This window comes from Paenibacillus sp. J22P143 (assembly GCF_059692035.1).
On record NZ_JCAUAQ010000025.1, the window covers coordinates 41,054 to 60,409 of the forward strand.

A 19,356-nucleotide genomic window follows, 5' to 3' on the forward strand; every position below is an offset into this window, starting at 1 on the left:
AGTGAATTTCATCAAATCCCCTTTATATTAACTAAGCATATGCCTCCAAATTAACTATAGCTGCCGCCTCTTCCATACCCGCACTGAGGGGCATAAATGTCATTTTAACCCCCAAGGCTCTAGCTATCTTTAAGACAGTGTCCATCCGCGGCATTGTAGAACCACCCTCGAAACGGGCAATCGCCGATTGCTTCATACCCACCTTACGAGCGAGATCGTCTTGCGTCCATCCTTTATGTTCACGAATTGCAATTAGTTCCGTAACCATAGCCGCCCGTTCCCGAATGACCTCAATTTCTTCTTGATTTTCCGGATCCATCTCTTGAAACATTTCATCCCATGTTTTAATTTAGATCATTCCTCTCTTAGTTCTTTGTTTCCCTCATCGATTATAACGTATATGTTATAATTCGAACAATCAAATCGCTATCCCTTTCCCCCTTCACTCCAAATTCGCATACAAATGCTGCGTATACTCCTTAATAATCGCAGATACCTCCACGTCCTTCTTCGTGATCCGCCACAAGTAATTGGGGTACTTCCTATATTTCCCGATCGGAATCGTGACGACCTCGCTCTTGAACTTCTCCGGCATGGTAGTCACAATGTAATCCGTCGCGATGGTAATGGCATTGCCGCGGCTAACCATTTGCATGATGGCTTCCGTATTATTAGTCGTCAACGCAATTCGGTTCCCTGTATCTCCGGAAATCAACTCCGCTGCAATCTTCTCAATATAAGCGTCTTTATAAATAACGAATACTTCATTATGTAATTCAGAACCTGTTATGGCTGTTAAAAATCGCAAAGGTGATTGTTTATTCACAACAATGACAGCCTCCCCGCGAATCACAGGCTCCCAAGTAAACGCTTCGTCCTGACTCTCACGCGACAAGGAGACGAACCCCATATCCGCTTCCCCTTTCATGACCTGATTCATCACCGCTGTATTATCGCCCTCCAGAAGTTGAACATTAATATGAGGGTAAATCCCCATAAAGGTAATCGTTGAGTTTGTGACCAATGAAACCATGCCAGGTATCGTAGCAATGACGATATTCCCTGTATTGATTGGATTGGACTTGGAGAGCTCATTTCTCATATTTCGGATGTTGGTTACAATGGTACGTGCATATTTCATAGCCTTAAACCCATCCTGTGTAAGAGCAATGCCTTTTTTGGAACGGGTAAAAAGCGTAGCTTCTAATTCATTCTCTAGCTGACTAATGGATTGACTGACGGCTGGAACGGTAATGCCATGTTTTTTGGCCGTTTCTGTAAATGAACCAGACTCGGCTGAATCAATGAAATACTGGAGTTGTATGATGTTCAATTGCAATCATCCTTAACTTTTTGTTTACTAATATAAATTAATCTTAAATATATTTTATCAGTTACCAGTGGTATTATACAGTAACATTCTTGAACCTTGTCGAATCCTTCCTAGGTGGCACCATACATCTTTCGAATAATTGTTCGGAAAAAGGGAACATCATTAACGACGATTGTCACAAGTAAAGGAGCATTGCAATTGAAAAAAAACATTTTACACGTATTCGCAGGTGAATTTCGCCGCTTTATTAAGAACCCTATGATGATCATCACATTCATCGCTGTTGCATTAGTCCCAATTCTATATAGCGGATTCTTACTAAAAGGAACATGGGATCCCTACGGTCAACTCGAGAAACTGCCTATCGCTGTCGTCAATCTCGATCAAGGCGCCGCATTTGAAGGAGAATCACGAAATATAGGCAATGAGTTTATGGACGAGCTGCGCAAAAACGAAAGCTTCTCCTGGGGCTTTATGAGTGCAGAAGACGCCGCTCAGGGTATGAGAAATAACCATTATTATGCCACGATTACCGTGCCCGCTTCATTCTCAGCAGATGCAGCTTCGATTACGAGTACCAATCCGAAGCAGGCGGAAATCATTTTCGAATCCAATAGCTACTACAATTTTGTGGCCGGTCAGATTGGGGAAAGCGCGACGAAAGAATTGAAAAATAAGCTGTCCAAAACACTCACGGAGGCCTACTCTACAAGTATTCTGTCCGAGTTCGAAACCATTTCGAACGGGCTCAGTGAAGCTGGCAAAGGTGCCTCTGAACTTAGCGCTGGCACCAAATCCTTAAGTGACGGGATTCATCAAGTAAAAACCAATTTAGTCACCCTTGCGGACGGTACTAAGCAACTCGACGACAATGCTGGTTTGCTGCAAAAAGGAGCCACGGGGCTCAGCTCAGGCGCTTTGGAGGTCAGCAAGGGTGCTGCTGCCCTATCGAGCGGAGCGAGCCAATTGCAAGATGCAGGCGCACAGTTGGAACAAGGTGCTCAGAAAACCTTAGCAGGCACCTCCTCCTTAGTTTCGGGGTTGCAAGCCTCCCACACAGGAGCGGATCAATTGGCCTCTGGCCTTGTTTCCTCTTCTAAAGGCAGCGCACAATTAGTAGAAGGTCTTACATCAGCCGTAAACGCTAGTGAGAAATTGGAAGACGGCTCCACGCGGCTTGCTTCAGGTCTTGAGGCGTTCGTCGCGGCGCATCCGGATTTAGCTTCTTCTGAGACAGTAACTAAGCTCCTCGCAGCCAGTAAACAGGTCGCTGAAGGAAACAAAAAGCTACACGACGCCGAGAAGAAGCTTCTCACGGGAGGTCAGGCCGTGGCTTCCGGCACGGATAAGCTAGCAACTGGAGCTGAGAAGCTCCGTGACGGACAACAGCAATTAGTCGCTGGTGCTACTCAGCTACAAACGGGTGAGCAGCAGCTGGCTGATGGCTTGCACACGTTCAATTCGAAAATGCCGCAGCTAACCGCTGGCGGCACCAAGCTGCAAACCGGCGCCGCGGGGCTCAGCACCGGGGCTGGAGATTTGGCCAGTGGCATGACGCAAATGACTGCAGGCATTCATAAAGTAGCCAGTGGCGCCGCGCAGCTGAATGAGGGTGCGACTGCGCTGGATGCAGGCGCACTGAAGTTAGTTGATGGCAGCAGCCAACTGGCTGCGAAATTGAACGATGCCGCGAAGCAGACTGCAGCCGTCAAAGCGGACGACAAAACGATTAGCATGCTGGCAGAGCCCGTGAAAATAACTGCAAATGACGACCGAAAGGTTGCGATCTATGCGAATGGCATTGCCCCTTATTTCATTTCGATGGCTCTATTCGCAGGCTCACTCGTTTTCACGACCATCTATGCAGCACGAAGCACTTTTACCCCCGGTGCACGAGGCTTTCGATTGTTTGTTAGCAAGCTTTTAACCTTTAGTCTGATGAGTACGTTCCAAGCTTTAATTGCAACGACCGTCCTTACCTATGTCTTAGACTTGAAAGTGCAGAGTATTCCCTTGTTCTATGTCTTCACCTTCGTCGTCGGCTTAACCTTCATGCTGATCATTCAAATGCTGGTCACATGGCTTGATCAACCAGGTCGATTCGTTGTTCTCTTGCTGATGATTCTCCAGTTGGCTTCAAGCGCGGGGACGTATCCGCTGGAGCTGCTGCCGAACTGGGCGCAAGCCATTCATCCTTGGCTGCCCATGACCTATGCGATTCAAGGGTTCAGATATGTCATTTCCAGCGGTCAGTACGCTGAAATGTGGCATCAAGTAGGCTACTTAAGTATTTACCTAGTAGCTTCCGTGATCCTAACAAGTGCTTACTTTCTCTCTCGTAAAAAGAAAGAAATCAACGATGACGAGCATGAGCAGTTGATGCCTGTTACAGTGTGATTATAAATAAAAAGGGCTAGATGCCACCAATATCGGTGGCTTTCTTGCCCTTTTTTTAATGAAAAACGACAAAAACCAACAAAAAACTCCCGATATATGTTACGATTTACCTATCTAAAGATGACCTTAGTAGGAGAGAGATACATATGCGAAAGTTAAAGGTTTTTATAAGTATTTGTTTACTGGCAACCACGTTACCGACATCGGTTTTTGCCAGCTATACACTCGATCAAGACACGAATGGCGTTGATATTGAGGATGTGGTGAACGCCATTAATCACGGTGCAAGCTCCATTACTGGGAATAGCACCTTCAGTAAAGCCGATATTCAAAGCCTATTAAGCCAAATTAAACCTAACATCCAGAGTGCCATTCTAGGAACAGTTACAGGCATTGTCATTGATGAGACGGGGGCGGCGGTTGTTGGCGCTATGGTTACGATTGACGGAACTATTTTGTCCACGGAGACGGATGCTAACGGTCAATTTCAATTCATAGATGGCCCTATTACCTATCAGACGGCGGTTCATGTTGAGAAGGATGGCTACACCCCGGCTACTTCGGAAGTTTTTAATATGTTGGCTGGGGACACACGTCATTTGGGTAATTTAATTTTGAGGAAAATCCCTTCGCAGTTGACGGGAAGTATTTCAGGCAATGTTGCGTCTATTATTGGAAGCGGCATAGGAAACGTAAAAATTCATGTCAAAGGTACGGAAATATTTGAATATACAAATGCAGTTGGCGATTTTACAATTAATAACCTGCCAGTAGGCAGCTATACCCTTCAGATTTCAGCGGCGAATTATATGGGGCAAGATATATCGGTGACTGTCCTGCAAAGTGGGACCCAGCCAGTCTCGGTAAGCCTTGCTCAACAAACAGCTAATGTTCAAGGCTATGCACAGTCCTCGACTGGCGGGCCCATACCATATGCCCAAGTTAATATACCTGGAACAACCTACACAGCCTATACAAATTGGGAGGGTATATTCACATTTTATTGCCTGCCTGTGGGATATACGATACAAGAGTTGGCTATTGTAGACTATCAGCCTGTACTGCCGCTAATCGCATTTACGGTTACACCCAATACGAATAGTATGGGAACACTTGAGTTCCAACCCGTAGGAATAATAACTGGTAATCTTAAAGATAGTGATTATGATTTGGGTTACCCGGTGATACCTAATGTGAATGTGACACTGAGGGCTAATACCGGCAGTTATGTACAAACGGTCATATCGGATGCTAATGGTGATTACCGATTTAGCAATATCCCTGCAAATGCAGTCTACACACTTACTTTTGAGAAAGAAGGTTATATTTCGCAACAGATACCATCGTATTTTGTTAATAAAGGGCAAAATTCGAATCCCGCTTATTATTATTTGGATCACGGTGTTGCTGTTCAGACTGAAGGCGAACTACTATTAGCTTTGGCTAATCCAACCATTCCTTTTATTTTACTGCTCAATGATATACATCTAACCAACCCATACGTATTCAATCGGAGCGTACGACTCTCCGTGTCTAGTCCCAACATTAAACTGACTGCGCCAGGTTTTACAGTTGAATATGCACAACCATATCCGAGTGTACGATTCGGCGATTTTATGTATACAGTTGGCAATAGCGAGTCGAATCTCAAAACAGCACTTCGCAGCTTCCCAGATAAAGTTATGGTAAGTGGTCTAGGAGGATTTGAAGGATTTATTAAAAGAGTATCGCAACAAAACTACTTCGTCTCTGAAGGAACGGGTAATCTTACTGCGTTTGTTAATGAGTGGTCGGGATTACAAAATGCGCTTAACGATGAAAGAGTGTCAACCATTTATGTGGCTGAAAATATCTATATTAGTCAATTAACCTTACCCAGCCGGTCCGTTCAATTTATTAGTCAGACTGCGAAAACCATCGAAACCTCTTCTGGCATAATCAATGTTTATCCAGTCCCTCCTTTGTAGTATTAGAAAAGCCCACTCTCCATTTTACTGAGAGTGGGCTTTTCTATGTTCAATCTCCTATCGCATATCCTGCTTCATGTGTGCTCGTTTTCTGATTAGCTTCCTGTCCACCCGTGGGCTTGCGCACAGCTCTTCCACGTATTGATCGAACGTCTGTGCGAGCACTTATACCCGCCTTAGTGGCAAGCACGATACGGCCCGCATAGTTCCAGAAGCCACCTGGTATATACTTAGCGAATTGCGAGTTAATAAAAATATGCAGACCAGACAGTAAACCCAGTTTGGCGCTATTACCCGCACTAGCTCCTACGGCATTGACAATGAATACCCAAATACTCGCTTGTAGCATTAAGAATATAGCAAAAAGAATCATAGACATGTAAAACCGATAGTCTGCGTGCGTTAAAAAAGTTATCAGGTCAGCAGGTTCTAGAGCCAAGCTTCTCTGGGCGAAATACAAGATGACAACCACGAGTAAGGCTTTCAGCATCGCCTGGCTTCACTGTCCCTTCTCATTCCTGCGGTGATCCCATTATTGTATAACGACATTGTAAATCGTAATGCTTGTAATCATTTTAATATTGTTAATTTCAGGAAATCATTTCTGACAAAGCAGCCGTTACTGAACTTCTAGATCCTCAACACAAGTAGGACCAGCACCTACCGCAATCAATTCGTACAAGTCGCTCACCTGACAACCGATGGTATCCGCGATGGAAATGGCTACTTTCAAGGGCATGATTCTCTTATTTTCCATATAGTCGACTAATCGCTCCGGCTTATAAAACAAAGCACGGGTTAGTTCTTCTCTAGCCATTCCGTATTCATCTAATCGCTCTTGTAACATGCATCGTCCAAGTTCATATTTCATTTGCTAATCCCCCTTTCAAAAGATGCTACCCACAGCCTCGCCAAGGTTAGCGGCTTTTATTCGCAGCGAAAAAACCACCAATAGCATGCATGGAAGTGCGATGCTTTTGGTGGGTCTTGTTGTTGCTACTTGGTGAAAAAACTGGCCATTATCGACCTATCCCTCGACGCGACCAAATCATAACCGGGATCAGCAACAGGGATAGGAAGCCTCCCGATAGTGAGAGAATGGCAAAGCTGGAATGGGCGACGACCATACCTGACAAAGCCCCACCCGATGCTCCCGCCAACGATACCAACACATCAACGTTTCCTTGTGTCTTAGCACGCGTTGCTGGGGATGTCGCATCGATGATCTGCGCAGTTCCGCTGATCAGACCGAAATTCCAGCCCAATCCAAGCAACGCCAGAGCGACGATGAGCCAGGCCATCGAATCGGCTGGTGCCCATGCGGCAAGCAGTCCCGCCAACAGCAGCGTAACCCCCGCTACGCAGGACATAAACGTACGCCCGAACTTGTCCACGAGTATCCCCGTTACCAAGGAAGGCAGAAACATCGCCGCGATATGAATGCCGATCACCATGCCGACGGCGCTCAACCCATGTCCGTGATGTTTCATATGGATTGGCGTCATCGTCATGATTGCGACCATCACGATCTGCGTTAGGACCATCACGGTTGTGCCGATGATAATTCCTCGGTTACGGCTAGCTGGTACCAAAGGATTCGCAGAAACCGTTCCTGTAGACGGATTCGCTTCTTGTGCTTCGGCGATCGCTTTAACCACGAGATAGGGATCTGGGCGGAGCATTACCCATAATACCAAGCCCGCCAGAACAAATGCCGCAGCCCCGAGCATAAACGGGCCCGCCAGCGCAGGGGCGCCGACAGATGTCGCGAATCGTCCCATGACCCCCACCAAGTTCGGCCCCGCAACGGCACCAAACGTCGTGAATACCATAGCCATGCTGATGGCTCTTGCCCGCTGCTTAGGCCTCGCTAAGTCAGTTCCTGCATAACGCGCTTGCAGGTTCGTCGAGGTGCCGGCGCCGTAAATCAGCATCGATGCAAACAAAAGCGGAAGGTTCTCCGCAATAGCTGCGAATACGACTCCAATCGCCCCAACACCTCCGGCAAGGAAGCCTGCAGTTAAGCCTATACGGCGGCCGAAGCGCCCCGATAACCGTCCAACTAGCAGTGCAGACGATGCAGCACCGAGCGTCAATAACGCTGCAGGGAGACCAGCTAAGCTATCCGTCCCGAGCATATCTTGAGCAAGCAATGCGCCAACCGTCACGCCTGCAGCGAGCCCTGCTCCACCAAATAGTTGAGCTATGATCACAACCATTAAGGTTCTGCGATAAAGCTGCTGCTGTTTTTCCTGAGAATGAATATATTCTTTAATCAATTCGCTGCCTTCAGCCATTCATGCTCTCCCCCCTCCAACTTGTATGCCGTGATCCCCTCCCGTTGCAACTTGGCAACGGTTTCTGTCGAACTGATGCAGTAGGGACCTCTGCAATAGACCACTACTTGGGCAGGCCTAGGCAGATGGTGGAGATACGTTTCCAACTCATCCATCGGAACGGAGATGGCCCCAGCAAGATGACCCGCCTCATATTCATCCCGCGGTCTAACATCGAGTAGGATGATCGCTCCGGCTTTCATTTCCGTCATCGTTTCCTCCAATGATATCGACTGTACATCCTCATACCCCTGCATAAATTCTTGTTTTATCCGCGCGACGTCCGCAAGTTGACTCTCGCTAACGCGCCACAATGCAAACAAGACATTTAGTATCGCTATATCCATCTTTAACTCTATTCTCTAACAATGATACTTTTTAATTCGATTAATTTTCAAATTCACATTGTTGATTCTTCGTTGATTTTCCCTATTCAATTTTCAGTATGTTGACTAAATCAATATGTATCTTTTGAGAAACAATGGTTGTTAAGCTTAAAGAAGTGTACAACCTTCCCCAGCCGCAATCGGGTTATCTTCCCACGAGATCCATTCGCTCCAGCTTCCACTATACAGCTTCACGTTTTCAAAGCGCTTCTCTGAGGCCCAGTGTATCCCGGCCTCTTTGTGTATCCACATAAAGTATTGACACTTACGTGGTAGTGTGCCAAGTACCGCATTTTCAGCATGCAACTGTTGACTCCTTGTTGACTTAGAGCCTCTTTAGAAGCATCGAAAAAGACGTACAGCAAAAGTACACCGTACGCCAAACCCGCGTCCCACGCGGTCTTCCCACTATTCTTCTTCCCCGGTCGCAATCGGATTATCTGCCCACGAAATCCAATCACTCCAGCTTCCGCTGTAGAGCTTCACGTTGTCGAAGCCCGCTTCGCTGAGGCCCAGCACGTTCGGGCAAGCCGTCACGCCGGAGCCGCAATAGACGATGATTTCATCAGCGTCGCGCAGCGCGGCAAAGTGCTGCTCCTGCTCCGCAGCTGACAACCAAGCGCCGTTCTCACCGAGAACGCCTTTCCAGAAGAAGTTGCGCGCACCTGGGATGTGGCCAGCCACCGCATCGATCGGCTCTTCCAAGCCGAGGTAGCGGCGCTCCTCGCGCGAATCAACCAGCACGGTGCCTGGGCGACCGAGCTTGTCTTTCACTTCGTCCATGCTCGCTAGCATGGAACGGTGCACCTTCGGTGAGAAGGTCCGCGGGAATATCGCAGGTACTTCAGTAGAAACTGGATATTCTGCAGTTTTCCACGCACTAAATCCTTGATCCAAAACATATACCTCGGAATGGCCGAGGAATTTCAGCATCCACCACAAGCGTGATGCCATGGCTCCGCCTTGATCGTCGTAAGCAACGACGGTCTTCGTACCGTCAATGCCGAGGCTGCCGACGAGGATCGAGAATGCCCCGAGATCCGGAAGCGGATGTCGGCCGCCGTGTGCCATTAAGGCACCGGATAAGTCCTTCTCCAAGTCGACATACACGGCTCCTTCAATATGCTCCTGCTCATACTGTTCACGGCCGAAATCAGGCTTTCCAAGCGCAAAGCGGCAATCCGCAATGACGATATTTGCATCCCCAAGCTGCCCTAGCAGCCAACTCTGACTTACGATATTTTCCACGGTTCCTGCCACCTTCCCCTAAATAATTAATCGCCCATCCCACTTGTAGGTATCACAGAAAAGGTCAGCCAATGACCTCGGTCTCCACCCATTTTATCGTAAAAAGCTTGCGCGCGTAAGTTATCTGGAGCTGTTTCCCAGGTTAATTTGGCATAATGATGTCTAGCTGCATAGCCTTTGCAAGCTGCAAAAAGCTTCGCCGCCGCTCCCTGCCCACGCTCCGTTTCAATAACGAACAAATCGTTCATGATGGCAATCTTAGCGGCACGCAGCGTGCTGTAGCTGAAATATAAGGTCGCAAAGCCAACTAATGCCCCCTCCTCCGTCTCTGCCACAAATTGAATACCGATCTTCTGTTCAAGCAGTTCATGAATCAAAGCGTTCAGCTTCTCATCTTCAGGTTGTCGGTACTGATAGAAATCCACAATATAAGCGAGCATTAAAGTTTTGAGCTGGGGGATATCGGATATTACGGCTTCACGAATGGTCACTTGTGTCATCACGGGTGCCCTCCTTATTCTTCGATTGGTATGGTATAAATAAGTAATATCAGCTTCATATAGAAAGGTTGCCCACAATATGCCTCAACCTATTACCTTAACTTTACCTTGGCGTGTGGTTCCGCTAACCGAAACAGCGTGTCAGGAGCTGTGCACGTGGCACTATCCCGCTCCTTACGATCTCTATAACTGGCCCAACTGGACCACAATGCTGCAGAACCAATTCGAATTTGCTGATCCCCAAATCAGAGATGACCAGTATCGCGGTATTGTCGATGAATCAGGAACATTACAAGGATTCGTTCAGTTCTTCCCCATCGTGGGCGTGACCCGACTAGGCCTTGGGCTTCGGCCAGATCTTTGCGGTAAAGGCGGGGCTAGCAGCAGCGGACTCGGCGCGCAATTCGTTCAGATGCTCGTGGCCGAAGCCCAGCTTAGCAAACCCGAGCAAGAGATCGATCTCGAGGTGCTCGTCTGGAACGAGCGAGCCATCAAGGCCTACCAACGTGCCGGCTTCACCATCACGGATACCTACGAGAAGTGGACACCGACCGGTCCCGCAGACTTCTACTGCATGGTATACACCGGTCCGCTCCTCATCCTAACGCGTTAACCTCCGCATACGCCTGATCAAATTTCAAAGCAGTCGAGAAATCGAGCTCAGTCAAGCCACCTGCACTCCACGAGGTCAGGCGCAACGTCACCATTTTATAATCAATCGCGATCATGGGGTGGTGGTTCACCGCCTCCGAGATTCGAGCGACCTCGTTAACGAAGGTGATTCCCTGCAGGAAAGCCTTGAATCGGTATTTGCGCACGATCCATTTGCTCTCCTCAGCCTCTAGGTTCCACGTCCCCAGCTCGGCAAGCCGAGCATCAACTTCAGCTTTCTCTAGCTTCACCCTCATCAACGCCCTCGCACTTCCTCACTCGTAATCGTAAGCAACCACGCCCATATCGCTCTCACCCGCATACGTGCGAAGCAGCTCAAGGAACGGCTTCCCGTAGTTACGGTATTTCACCTCACCGACCCCCTTGATGCGCAGCATCGCGGCTTCTGTGGTCGGACAGCTCTCACTCATCTCACGCAGCGTACTGTCGGCGAAAATAATATACGGCGGCACCTTCTCGCGCGCAGCCATTTCACGACGCAGCAACCGAAGCTGCTCGAATAACGTATTGTCCATCGCGGCGACAGCGCGAACGGGCTGTTTGCGCACCTTTTGATTCACAGGCAGCTTGCCCTGAAGCACTTCCGCTGCAGGCTGCATCAACCGAACAACCGGGTATTGCCCCTCGGACAACTGCAAAAACCCCTCCGAAATCAGCACATTAATCAATTCTGCGATTTCCTTTTCCGGCAAATTGCTCATGATCCCGTGTGTCGGCAGACGATCGAACCGATAGTCCATGATTTTCTTCGCCTTGGAGCCCTTCAGCACCGAAGCGACCATCGAGATCCCAAAGCGCTCGTTCATGCGGCGAATGCAGGAGAAGATCTTTTGCGCTTCGACGGTAATGTCGACGGTGTCGCGATCGTCCTTGCAGGAACTGCAGTTCCCGCAAGTATCTTTAATATTTTGCTCATCAAAATAATGTAAAATAGCATTCCGCAAACAGCGCGGCGAATAGCAGTAGTCGATCATGGTTTGAAGCTTTTTGTACTCGTTCGCTTTGCGCTCAGGCGAGAGCTGGTTCTGCTCAATGAGGAACTTCTGCGTCATAATATCCTGCGCACTGAACAGCAGAATACACTCGCTCGGCTCACCATCACGCCCCGCACGACCGGCTTCCTGGTAATAAGCTTCCATATTTTTCGGCATATTGTAGTGAATAACATACCGTACATTGGACTTATCAATGCCCATCCCAAAAGCGTTCGTCGCGATCATCACGCGAATATCATCGTAGAGGAACGCCTCCTGCATGTAGGAGCGCTCATCATCCGACATTCCGGCATGATACTTGCCTGCGGCAAAGCCTTTTTTACGCAACGTCTCGTACAAATCCTCAACATCCTTACGCGTCGCAGCGTAAATAATGCCGGGCTGATGCGTATGTTCCTTCACATAGTTCTGTATGTAATCCCGCTTTTTCTCACCACGAAGAATGGTTAGCTCCAAATTGTCGCGCGAGAAGCCATTGATGAATATCCCTGCGGTATCCAGCTCCAGCAATCGGGCGATGTCCGCTGTGACCTCAGCCGTTGCCGTTGCTGTGAACGCCGCCACAATCGGCCGATTCGGCAGCCCCCGAATGAACGGCGCAATCGAGACGTAGCTCGGACGGAAATCATGACCCCACTGCGAGACACAGTGTGCCTCATCAATCGCAACGAGAGGCAGATTCAAAGCCGCCATGCGTGCGCGAAACCGCTCCGACTCCAGACGCTCGGGTGCGATGTAGAGCAGTTTATACTTACCTTGCATAGCCCCCTGCATGCGCTGTTCCACTTCTCTAGCTTCCAGCGTACTATTAATGAACGTGGCAGCAACACCTAGCGCACCAAGCGCATCTACCTGATCCTTCATCAAGGAAATGAGCGGGGAAATGACTAAGGTCACACCCTCCATCAGCATCGCTGGCACTTGGTAACAGATCGATTTCCCGCCGCCCGTTGGCATAATGCCTAAAGTATCCTTACCCTCGAGAAGGTTCGTAATAATATTTTTCTGACCCTCGCGAAATTCAGGATACCCATAAACCTGTTGTAGAACCTTTCTTGCGCCATCCAACATAGCTTCTTTACACCTTTCTATATCGCGGTTCTGCCTGTTTTAGACCAGATAGATGACCGAAACTAACTTTTCGCCATCATGTACCTTGAGTACGTGATTACCTGCATCATGTCTAACCGAACCCGCTCCAACCTGCATAACCGGTGAACTACCTAATCCGTAAAATATATCATCAGCCAGCGTACGCAGGCATTCTTCCTGTTCACTTTCATCCAGCTCCTGCCAGTCTTCTGCATTCATCTCCAGCAGCTCATAGAATCCATTCACCATTTCGATCCCACGTACAAAATCAGTAACAATGTCCTTATATTCACGACCAAATTTAATACCCACTCGCGCAGTCTCCCTTCAAGAAGCATTTCTTCTAGCTTCACTTTATCATATTCTAGGTAAGAATGCAGGGTTAACCCCTTTGGGGACGGATTAAAAATATCCTCTTTGGCATAAACTGTGGAAATGGGCAATTTCGGAAAAAATCTGTTACTATGGAAGAAGGAATGCGCCGCTCGGAGGGTAGGAACGATCACATGTTGAAACTTCAAATTCCCAAAAATCGAATGAACTACCTCATCAAGCAAATCCCGCTGCACTTTGACGCCACCCGTCTGGAGCAAGGCTGGGAGTATTATCATAAAGGCCGAGTGACTGAGGTTGATCTCAAAGGGCTGAGTGTCCTAGCAACCGTCGCAGGCAAACAGATCCATACGGCAGAAGTTCATTTAGAAAATTTCGCAGCGAGTACCTGCACTTGCTCCTTTGAGGGCTTCTGTCAGCATATTGGTGCTACATTTTTTAGCCTGTACGCCCCTTATGGTCGGCCAGAGCTTGTCCTACAGCAGTTAAAGCAACAAATCCATACACGGAAGAAGCCAGCCCGCAGTGCGGCAGCTTCTGTTATCCAAGAACGTAAAGCGGCCGCACAGGCGAATGTGCCTTTGGAAGAAAGTATGCCTAGCGATTGGCATCGTTTCTTTGAAGGGAAATTCCACGGCTTCTCGATTTCTCATCAGCATTCCATAGAAACCTTCTACGATTCCGCCTTGGAGTCGTTGCCGCCTTATGCAGCGAGCTGGCGCGACACGACGCGTGAGCTCTATATGTTCCACATTGTGCTGTTCATGATGCGAAAGATCGAACAATTTTATCAAGAAACGAAAAGCTCTTACCTGTCTTACTATCACGAAAATGGGTGCAAAATCGCCGCCAAAAACTGTGAAGATAAGCTTGTCGAATTCGTGGAACGCATGAAATTCAATCATTCCTTTCAAGCGGAGCCGAAGATCTGGCTGTCCACGATGAAAATGGTTGGAGAATCCGCCCTTCAAGGCAAGGACAGTCCCGTTGATTGGTTGTTCGTGTATCGTTTCATCTGGTGGAAGCTGACCGATCAACCTAGCGCACAAAAAGAGGAAGTAACGCGTCTCGATGGTCTTCTGGCCAAGAAGGAGCTGCTTCCGAAAAAGAAGGATACGTTGCTTGCGGCTAGGGCGCATTTTGATATTATGCAGGGGCATACCGAGCAAGCCTTCGAACGCCTCGGACAGCTGGCTCATCCGCATGCGAAGGATTTCTTCCTTTATTTAAATAAATTTGCGAACGATGGACAGTGGGACCACATGCTGGTCTGGCTGCGTTGGCTATTCCCTTCGATTACGAACGCGAATCACGATGATTTCCGTACGTTCTGCCAATATTGGCTAGATACGACCAAGCATCTAGCGAACGATAGCGAGTGGGTACAGGTGATGGAGTCCTTACTGCCGCGTTCCTACTACTATTACACGGCGTATTTGCTTCAAACGAAGCGGTACCGTCAATGGGTGGATTTGCAGCTTGCGAATCGGATTTCACCCTTGAATCTGTATGGAATGGAGCTCAAAGCGATCGAAGAGCATGACTCAGCGCTGCTTCTTCCGCTCTATCATCAAGCAGCCGAACGGGCTGTTCTGGAGAAAAATAGGGCTTCTTACAAGACGGCAGTCCGCCTGTTGAAGAAGCTGCATAGCATTTATAAACACATCGGCCAGGATGACCGCTGGGAGCACTATATTTACCGCTTAGCGGATAAGTTCTCGCGTTTGCGTGCTTTCCAAGAAGAGCTCAAGAAAGGAAAATGGATTCGATGATCGAAACCAGCGCGCTGACCGTTCACGTTAGCTCCTTACCTAACGGGTCATTATTTCTTTGGGGTTCCCGTGAAAACGGCGGTATTTGGGATGCTCTTGATTTAAAACATATGCTATTCGCCTGGCATCGCGCCTCCTTCTTCGGCACCTTCATGGAACCGAGTGAATGGCAGAATCGGGAAGGCATCGAGCTGCAGCCACTAGAGGCGCTCGACTATTTCAGCGAACCGCAGCCGGTTCAGCATCTACAATTGAAGTGGCATGCTTCTTGCGCGGATGTCATTGCGCTAGCTCCTGCTATTCGCGAGTCGCTGGCGACAGGCCGCTTCATGCCGGACTACGAGAAATGGAAGTCCGGCGAAATCGGCTGGAAGCTGCAGCTGCCGGAGGAGCTGCAGACGCTTGAGACACCAGCGGTTGCACGCTGGATTCATGCACTGATCCCGGAATGGGTCGATGCCGACGGGATCATGAAAGACAATTTACGCAAGCTGGAAGCTGCGTATCCCTTAATGCGCCGCGCGGATGCCAGCGCGGAAGTGTGGCTGGACGAGGAAGACTGGCTCGTCAGCATTGGTTGGCGTCAGGACCGGACGCCGATGAGGACGTGCCTGCAGCTCGTCGAGCCCGACCTGGCGCACGGCACAGGCTGGCAGCTGCGCGTGCTGCTGCAGGACCGGCTCGCGCCGGAGGTGCTGCGCACCGTCACGACCGTCGGCGAGCCGGTCGCGGGGGAACAGCCACTGCCGGAGGCGTGGCTGCCTGAGATCGGCCGCGTCGAACGCGACGCGGCGAAGTGGGTGCGCATCCTGCCGTGGCTGGATGCGGGCGAGAGCGTCCTCCGTCAGTCGTTGACGGAGGAAGAGGCTTGGCGCTTCCTCGCAGAGGGAAGCGTCCGCCTTGTTGAGGCAGGAACAAGCGTGTTCCTGCCAGCGTGGTGGGAGCGCATCCGTAAGATGCGGCCGAAGCTGCGCGCGAAGATCAAGTCTTCCGTCGGTTCTGGACGGGAGACGATGTTCGGGCTGACCCAGCTGATGCAGTTCGACTGGAAGCTGGCTGTTGGGGATTTGGAGCTGACGGAAGAAGAATTCCGTCAGCTGTTAGAGGAGAAGCGCAAGCTGATCCAGATTCGCGGCAACTGGATTCAGCTCGACCCGAAATTCATGGCACAGGTCGAGCAGATTATGAAACAGGTGCACAAGAAGCAAGGGCTGTCCTTCCGCGATGTGTTGGAGTTGCATTTTGCTGGTGACGCTGGCGGCTTGCTGCCTGCCGAGGATGATCCGGATGCGATGCGCTACCTCGACATGGAAGTTGAGCTTAACGAGCAGCTACGCCATATGATCGACCAGCTCACGCAAACCTCGGCGATACCAACCATCGAGCCGCCGGCTAGCTTTCATGGCTCACTTCGCCATTATCAAGTGGACGGCATTTCGTGGCTGTTGTTCTTGCGACGTTTTGGCCTTGGCGGCTGCTTAGCTGATGACATGGGTCTTGGGAAAACAATCCAGTGGATCACGTACTTGCTCACGGTGAAAGAGACCGAGCAGCCGGATACACCATCGTTGTTGGTTTGTCCGACATCCGTGCTAGGCAACTGGCAGATGGAGCTGAAACGGTTTGCCCCTTCCTTGCGCGTCCATCTTCACTATGGACCGCAGCGGTTGAAAGGCTCTGCCTTTGCGGAGAAAATCGTCGGCAAATATGATCTTGTCTTGACGTCTTACACGCTTTCCCATCTGGATGAGAGTGAGCTAGGCGCTATTGCTTGGAACTCCATCTGTCTGGACGAAGCTCAAAATATTAAAAATGCATACACCAAACAAGCCACCGCGATCCGCCGGCTGAATGGGTATCATCGCATTGCGTTGACAGGCACACCGATTGAGAATCGGCTTACCGAGCTGTGGTCGATTTTCGACTTCGCGAATCCTGGCTATCTCGGCACCGTGCGCGAGTTCACGCATCGTTATGTGAATGCCATCGAGAAAACACGCGATGAGGCGACGATCGGTAAGGTTCAAAAGCTAATCCGTCCGTTCTTGTTGCGGCGTGAGAAGAAAGATCCCGCCATTCAGCTGGATCTGCCGGAGAAGAACGAGTCCAAAATGTTCATCTCGCTCACAGCGGAGCAAGGCTCGTTGTACGAGAACTACATCCAGGATATGTTCGATCGGCTGGATAAGCTTTCCGCCATGGAGCGACGCGGCCTCATCCTGGCTGCGCTAACGAAACTCAAGCAGGTGTGTAACCACCCGGCTTTGCTGCTCAAAGAAGGGCTCGGCGCCCCGTGGAGCGGACGCTCGAACAAGCTGGAACGCTTGCTTGAGATGGTGCAGGAGCTGCGCCAAGAAGGCGACAAATGCTTGATCTTCACGCAGTTTGTCGAGACTGGCAATCTGCTGCAGCATGTGCTTCAGCAGGAACTCGGCGAAAAAGTGCTGTTCCTGCACGGCGGAACATCCAAGAATGGGCGCGATGAAATGATCGCGCACTTCCAAGGCTTGAGTCAGCCGACGGATGACGAGCAGCGAAATGTGTTCATTCTTTCGCTGAAGGCCGGCGGCATCGGGCTCAATTTGACGGCGGCGAATCATGTGTTCCACTATGATCGCTGGTGGAATCCCGCCGTCGAGAATCAGGCGACGGACCGCGCCTTCCGAATCGGCCAGACGCGACATGTGCAGGTGCACAAGTTCGTGACGCTCGGCACGCTAGAGGAGCGCATCGACGAGATGATCGAGCGCAAGCTCGGCCTCAGCCAGCAGATCGTCGGCTCTGGCGAGAACTGGATCACCGAGCTGTCGACCGACGAGCTGCGCGATCTGTTCTCGCTACGCCGCGAGTGGGTCGAGGCGTAGGGCTACGGGTTCTAGCTCCATACACAAAAGAGGTTATCCCAAGCTTCACCTGGGTTAACCTCTTTTGTGTTCCACGCATATCCGTTTTTTCTCTATATCTCTACGCTTTTCCCCTCATATCTCCAAATCCAAAAACAGATAATATCCCTCACCCATCGCACACGAGTAAGTCTGAATCTGACGCGAGGTATCCAAGTCGGTATAGGCTTGGGATAGAATGCCTTGCTTTTGCAGGTTCATCATGATGATGTTGGAGATGAAATAGGGCCTCCACGTCCAGTTCGCTTGGCGATAACTCTCATCCTTCCTCCAGCCTTTCTCTGTATGCGTATAATTGGATGAGGTTTGGTAGCCATCTCCCTGGCAAATGTACATACGCATGCAATTATCCGTCACGTTATCGATAATTTGTTCAATAACGGTATCAGCCTCCTCGGCGTTCGAGATGTGCACGGAAGCATTGATGAGCTCATCCAGCCTTTGATGTACGCTCTGAAGGCGATGATATCGCTGAAACTCAACCTGACCGAACGATTTTATTTCTTCTTCCAGCATCGCTTTGTACGCATCTGGTCGCTGCAGCTCAGGTTCCGCTTTTGAGAATAGAAAGCCTTGCACATATCTCGCTCCCACCTGTAAGGCACTGCGCAGCTCCTGCTTCGTTTCGACACCTTCGACGAGCAATGAGGCACCAATTTGTGCTGACACAATGGAAAAAGATTGCATGACAGCCTTATAGCCATCGTGGACGATACTCTTTTTCAAAATATTCAGGTCAACCTTCAAGATCTTCGGCTGCAGGCTCGCAATTCGATCAAAATTACTGAAGCCGCTACCGACATCATCAATGGCAATGGTACATCCAAATTCACGATATAGTTCAACAATCCATGTCAGCTCTTGAAGATGGCCTGTAAATTCTTCTTCCGTGATTTCAATGACAATCCGTGCGGGGTTTATCTGGTATTTTTTCATTAGTTCAATGGTTGGCAAGACACCCGTTCGTTTGTAGGTTCTATAAATCCAAGAAGGCTTTAAGTTAATAAACAGCTCGCTCTTGTCAGATGCAGCGGCTATCCGCTCTATGGCCTGCTCTCTCAAATGCCGATCAATCATAAGCTGCATGTCCTCGGAAATGTCAGGATCTTTGAAAAAGGGACCTAAGCTCTCCACACCGCTTTCACGGATTCGCCTTCCCAGTGTTTCATACCCAATTATTCGTTGGCTCTGCAAAGAAATAATCGGTTGAAAATAGGGACGTACTTCATGACGTGGCGGAATCTTGATGTTTTTCACCTGCACAGTGCGCCTCCTTATCAGAAAATAATGTGCGTCATGTTACTTAACACAACTTGGATCATTGACTCATATTTTAAACGACAACACTACTTTCCGCAATATTTAATGTTAGAAAATATAACATAATTCACGTATGGAGGAATTTGTTGAGGTTTGTCGAAA

The 19,356-nt window shown here is 49.3% G+C and carries 18 protein-coding genes; 5 read left to right on the top strand and 13 right to left on the bottom strand.

All coding sequences use genetic code 11. The features are described 5' to 3' along the window. Positions 1-31: 31 nt before the first annotated feature. Both AC58PQ_RS24100 and AC58PQ_RS24105 read right to left on the bottom strand, forming a co-directional pair. Entirely contained in the window at positions 32-331 is a 300-nt protein-coding gene (locus AC58PQ_RS24100) for a helix-turn-helix domain-containing protein (protein ID WP_497246105.1), read from the bottom strand. Between the two features lie 111 nt (positions 332-442). After that, a complete protein-coding gene (locus AC58PQ_RS24105) occupies positions 443-1,333 on the bottom strand; it encodes a LysR family transcriptional regulator (RefSeq protein ID WP_497246107.1) in 891 nt (296 codons plus the stop codon). A 198-nt stretch (positions 1,334-1,531) separates the two neighbouring features. Here AC58PQ_RS24105 and AC58PQ_RS24110 point away from each other — a divergent pair, with 198 nt between their 5' ends. Further along, on the top strand, positions 1,532-3,730 hold the full coding sequence (locus AC58PQ_RS24110) for a YhgE/Pip family protein (RefSeq protein WP_497246109.1): 2,199 nt from the start codon (positions 1,532-1,534) through the stop codon (positions 3,728-3,730). A 146-nt stretch (positions 3,731-3,876) separates the two neighbouring features. After that, positions 3,877-5,697, top strand: a complete 1,821-nt coding sequence (locus AC58PQ_RS24115) for an MSCRAMM family protein (protein ID WP_497246111.1) — start codon at positions 3,877-3,879, stop codon at positions 5,695-5,697. A 49-nt stretch (positions 5,698-5,746) separates the two neighbouring features. Here AC58PQ_RS24115 and AC58PQ_RS24120 read toward each other — a convergent pair whose 3' ends face one another. The 7 genes from AC58PQ_RS24120 to AC58PQ_RS24150 all read right to left on the bottom strand — a co-directional run bounded on the left by AC58PQ_RS24120 (position 5,747) and on the right by AC58PQ_RS24150 (position 10,167). After that, the gene (locus tag AC58PQ_RS24120) at positions 5,747-6,187 is read right to left on the bottom strand and encodes a hypothetical protein (RefSeq protein WP_497246113.1); all 441 of its coding nucleotides are present in this window, start codon (positions 6,185-6,187) and stop codon (positions 5,747-5,749) included. 129 nt (positions 6,188-6,316) lie between these two features. Beyond that, complete coding sequence (locus AC58PQ_RS24125) at positions 6,317-6,568, bottom strand: helix-turn-helix domain-containing protein (RefSeq protein ID WP_497246115.1); 252 nt, start codon at positions 6,566-6,568, stop codon at positions 6,317-6,319. Between the two features lie 148 nt (positions 6,569-6,716). Next, complete coding sequence (locus AC58PQ_RS24130; protein WP_497246117.1) at positions 6,717-7,994, bottom strand: MFS transporter; 1,278 nt, start codon at positions 7,992-7,994, stop codon at positions 6,717-6,719. After that, positions 7,973-8,380, bottom strand: coding sequence for a rhodanese-like domain-containing protein (locus AC58PQ_RS24135; RefSeq protein ID WP_497246119.1), 408 nt, complete (start codon positions 8,378-8,380; stop codon positions 7,973-7,975). The genes AC58PQ_RS24130 and AC58PQ_RS24135 overlap by 22 nt, the downstream gene beginning before the upstream one ends. Positions 8,381-8,527: 147 nt before the next feature. Continuing rightward, positions 8,528-8,671, bottom strand: a complete 144-nt coding sequence (locus tag AC58PQ_RS24140) for a hypothetical protein (RefSeq protein WP_497246121.1) — start codon at positions 8,669-8,671, stop codon at positions 8,528-8,530. A 156-nt stretch (positions 8,672-8,827) separates the two neighbouring features. After that, a complete protein-coding gene (locus AC58PQ_RS24145) occupies positions 8,828-9,667 on the bottom strand; it encodes a sulfurtransferase (protein ID WP_497246123.1) in 840 nt (279 codons plus the stop codon). Between the two features lie 26 nt (positions 9,668-9,693). After that, positions 9,694-10,167, bottom strand: coding sequence for a GNAT family N-acetyltransferase (locus tag AC58PQ_RS24150; protein ID WP_497246125.1), 474 nt, complete (start codon positions 10,165-10,167; stop codon positions 9,694-9,696). Between the two features lie 79 nt (positions 10,168-10,246). On the opposite strand from AC58PQ_RS24150, the gene AC58PQ_RS24155 reads away from it, so the two are divergent. Continuing rightward, positions 10,247-10,780 carry a GNAT family N-acetyltransferase gene (locus tag AC58PQ_RS24155; RefSeq protein WP_497246127.1) on the top strand — a complete coding sequence of 178 codons (534 nt, stop codon included), beginning with the start codon at positions 10,247-10,249 and terminating at the stop codon, positions 10,778-10,780. Here the strand turns inward: AC58PQ_RS24155 and AC58PQ_RS24160 are convergent. From AC58PQ_RS24160 to AC58PQ_RS24170, 3 genes are read right to left on the bottom strand one after another with little or no spacing between them, the layout of a single operon-like run. Continuing rightward, positions 10,764-11,075, bottom strand: coding sequence for a 4a-hydroxytetrahydrobiopterin dehydratase (locus AC58PQ_RS24160; RefSeq protein ID WP_497246129.1), 312 nt, complete (start codon positions 11,073-11,075; stop codon positions 10,764-10,766). The two genes, AC58PQ_RS24155 and AC58PQ_RS24160, sit on opposite strands and share 17 nt — an antisense overlap. A gap of 18 nt (positions 11,076-11,093) precedes the next feature. Then, the gene (gene recQ, locus AC58PQ_RS24165) at positions 11,094-12,905 is read right to left on the bottom strand and encodes a DNA helicase RecQ (RefSeq protein WP_497246131.1); all 1,812 of its coding nucleotides are present in this window, start codon (positions 12,903-12,905) and stop codon (positions 11,094-11,096) included. A 39-nt stretch (positions 12,906-12,944) separates the two neighbouring features. After that, positions 12,945-13,238 (bottom strand): hypothetical protein, encoded by a 294-nt coding sequence (locus AC58PQ_RS24170; protein WP_497246133.1) that lies wholly within the window; start codon positions 13,236-13,238, stop codon positions 12,945-12,947. Positions 13,239-13,432: 194 nt separating this feature from the next. Here AC58PQ_RS24170 and AC58PQ_RS24175 point away from each other — a divergent pair, with 194 nt between their 5' ends. Further along, entirely contained in the window at positions 13,433-15,031 is a 1,599-nt protein-coding gene (locus AC58PQ_RS24175) for an SWIM zinc finger family protein (protein WP_497246135.1), read from the top strand. Next, positions 15,019-17,895, top strand: coding sequence for a DEAD/DEAH box helicase (locus AC58PQ_RS24180; RefSeq protein WP_497246137.1), 2,877 nt, complete (start codon positions 15,019-15,021; stop codon positions 17,893-17,895). The genes AC58PQ_RS24175 and AC58PQ_RS24180 overlap by 13 nt, the downstream gene beginning before the upstream one ends. Positions 17,896-18,009: 114 nt before the next feature. Here the strand turns inward: AC58PQ_RS24180 and AC58PQ_RS24185 are convergent, their stop codons facing one another. After that, entirely contained in the window at positions 18,010-19,191 is a 1,182-nt protein-coding gene (locus AC58PQ_RS24185) for an EAL domain-containing protein (RefSeq protein ID WP_497246139.1), read from the bottom strand. Positions 19,192-19,356: the final 165 nt, after the last annotated feature.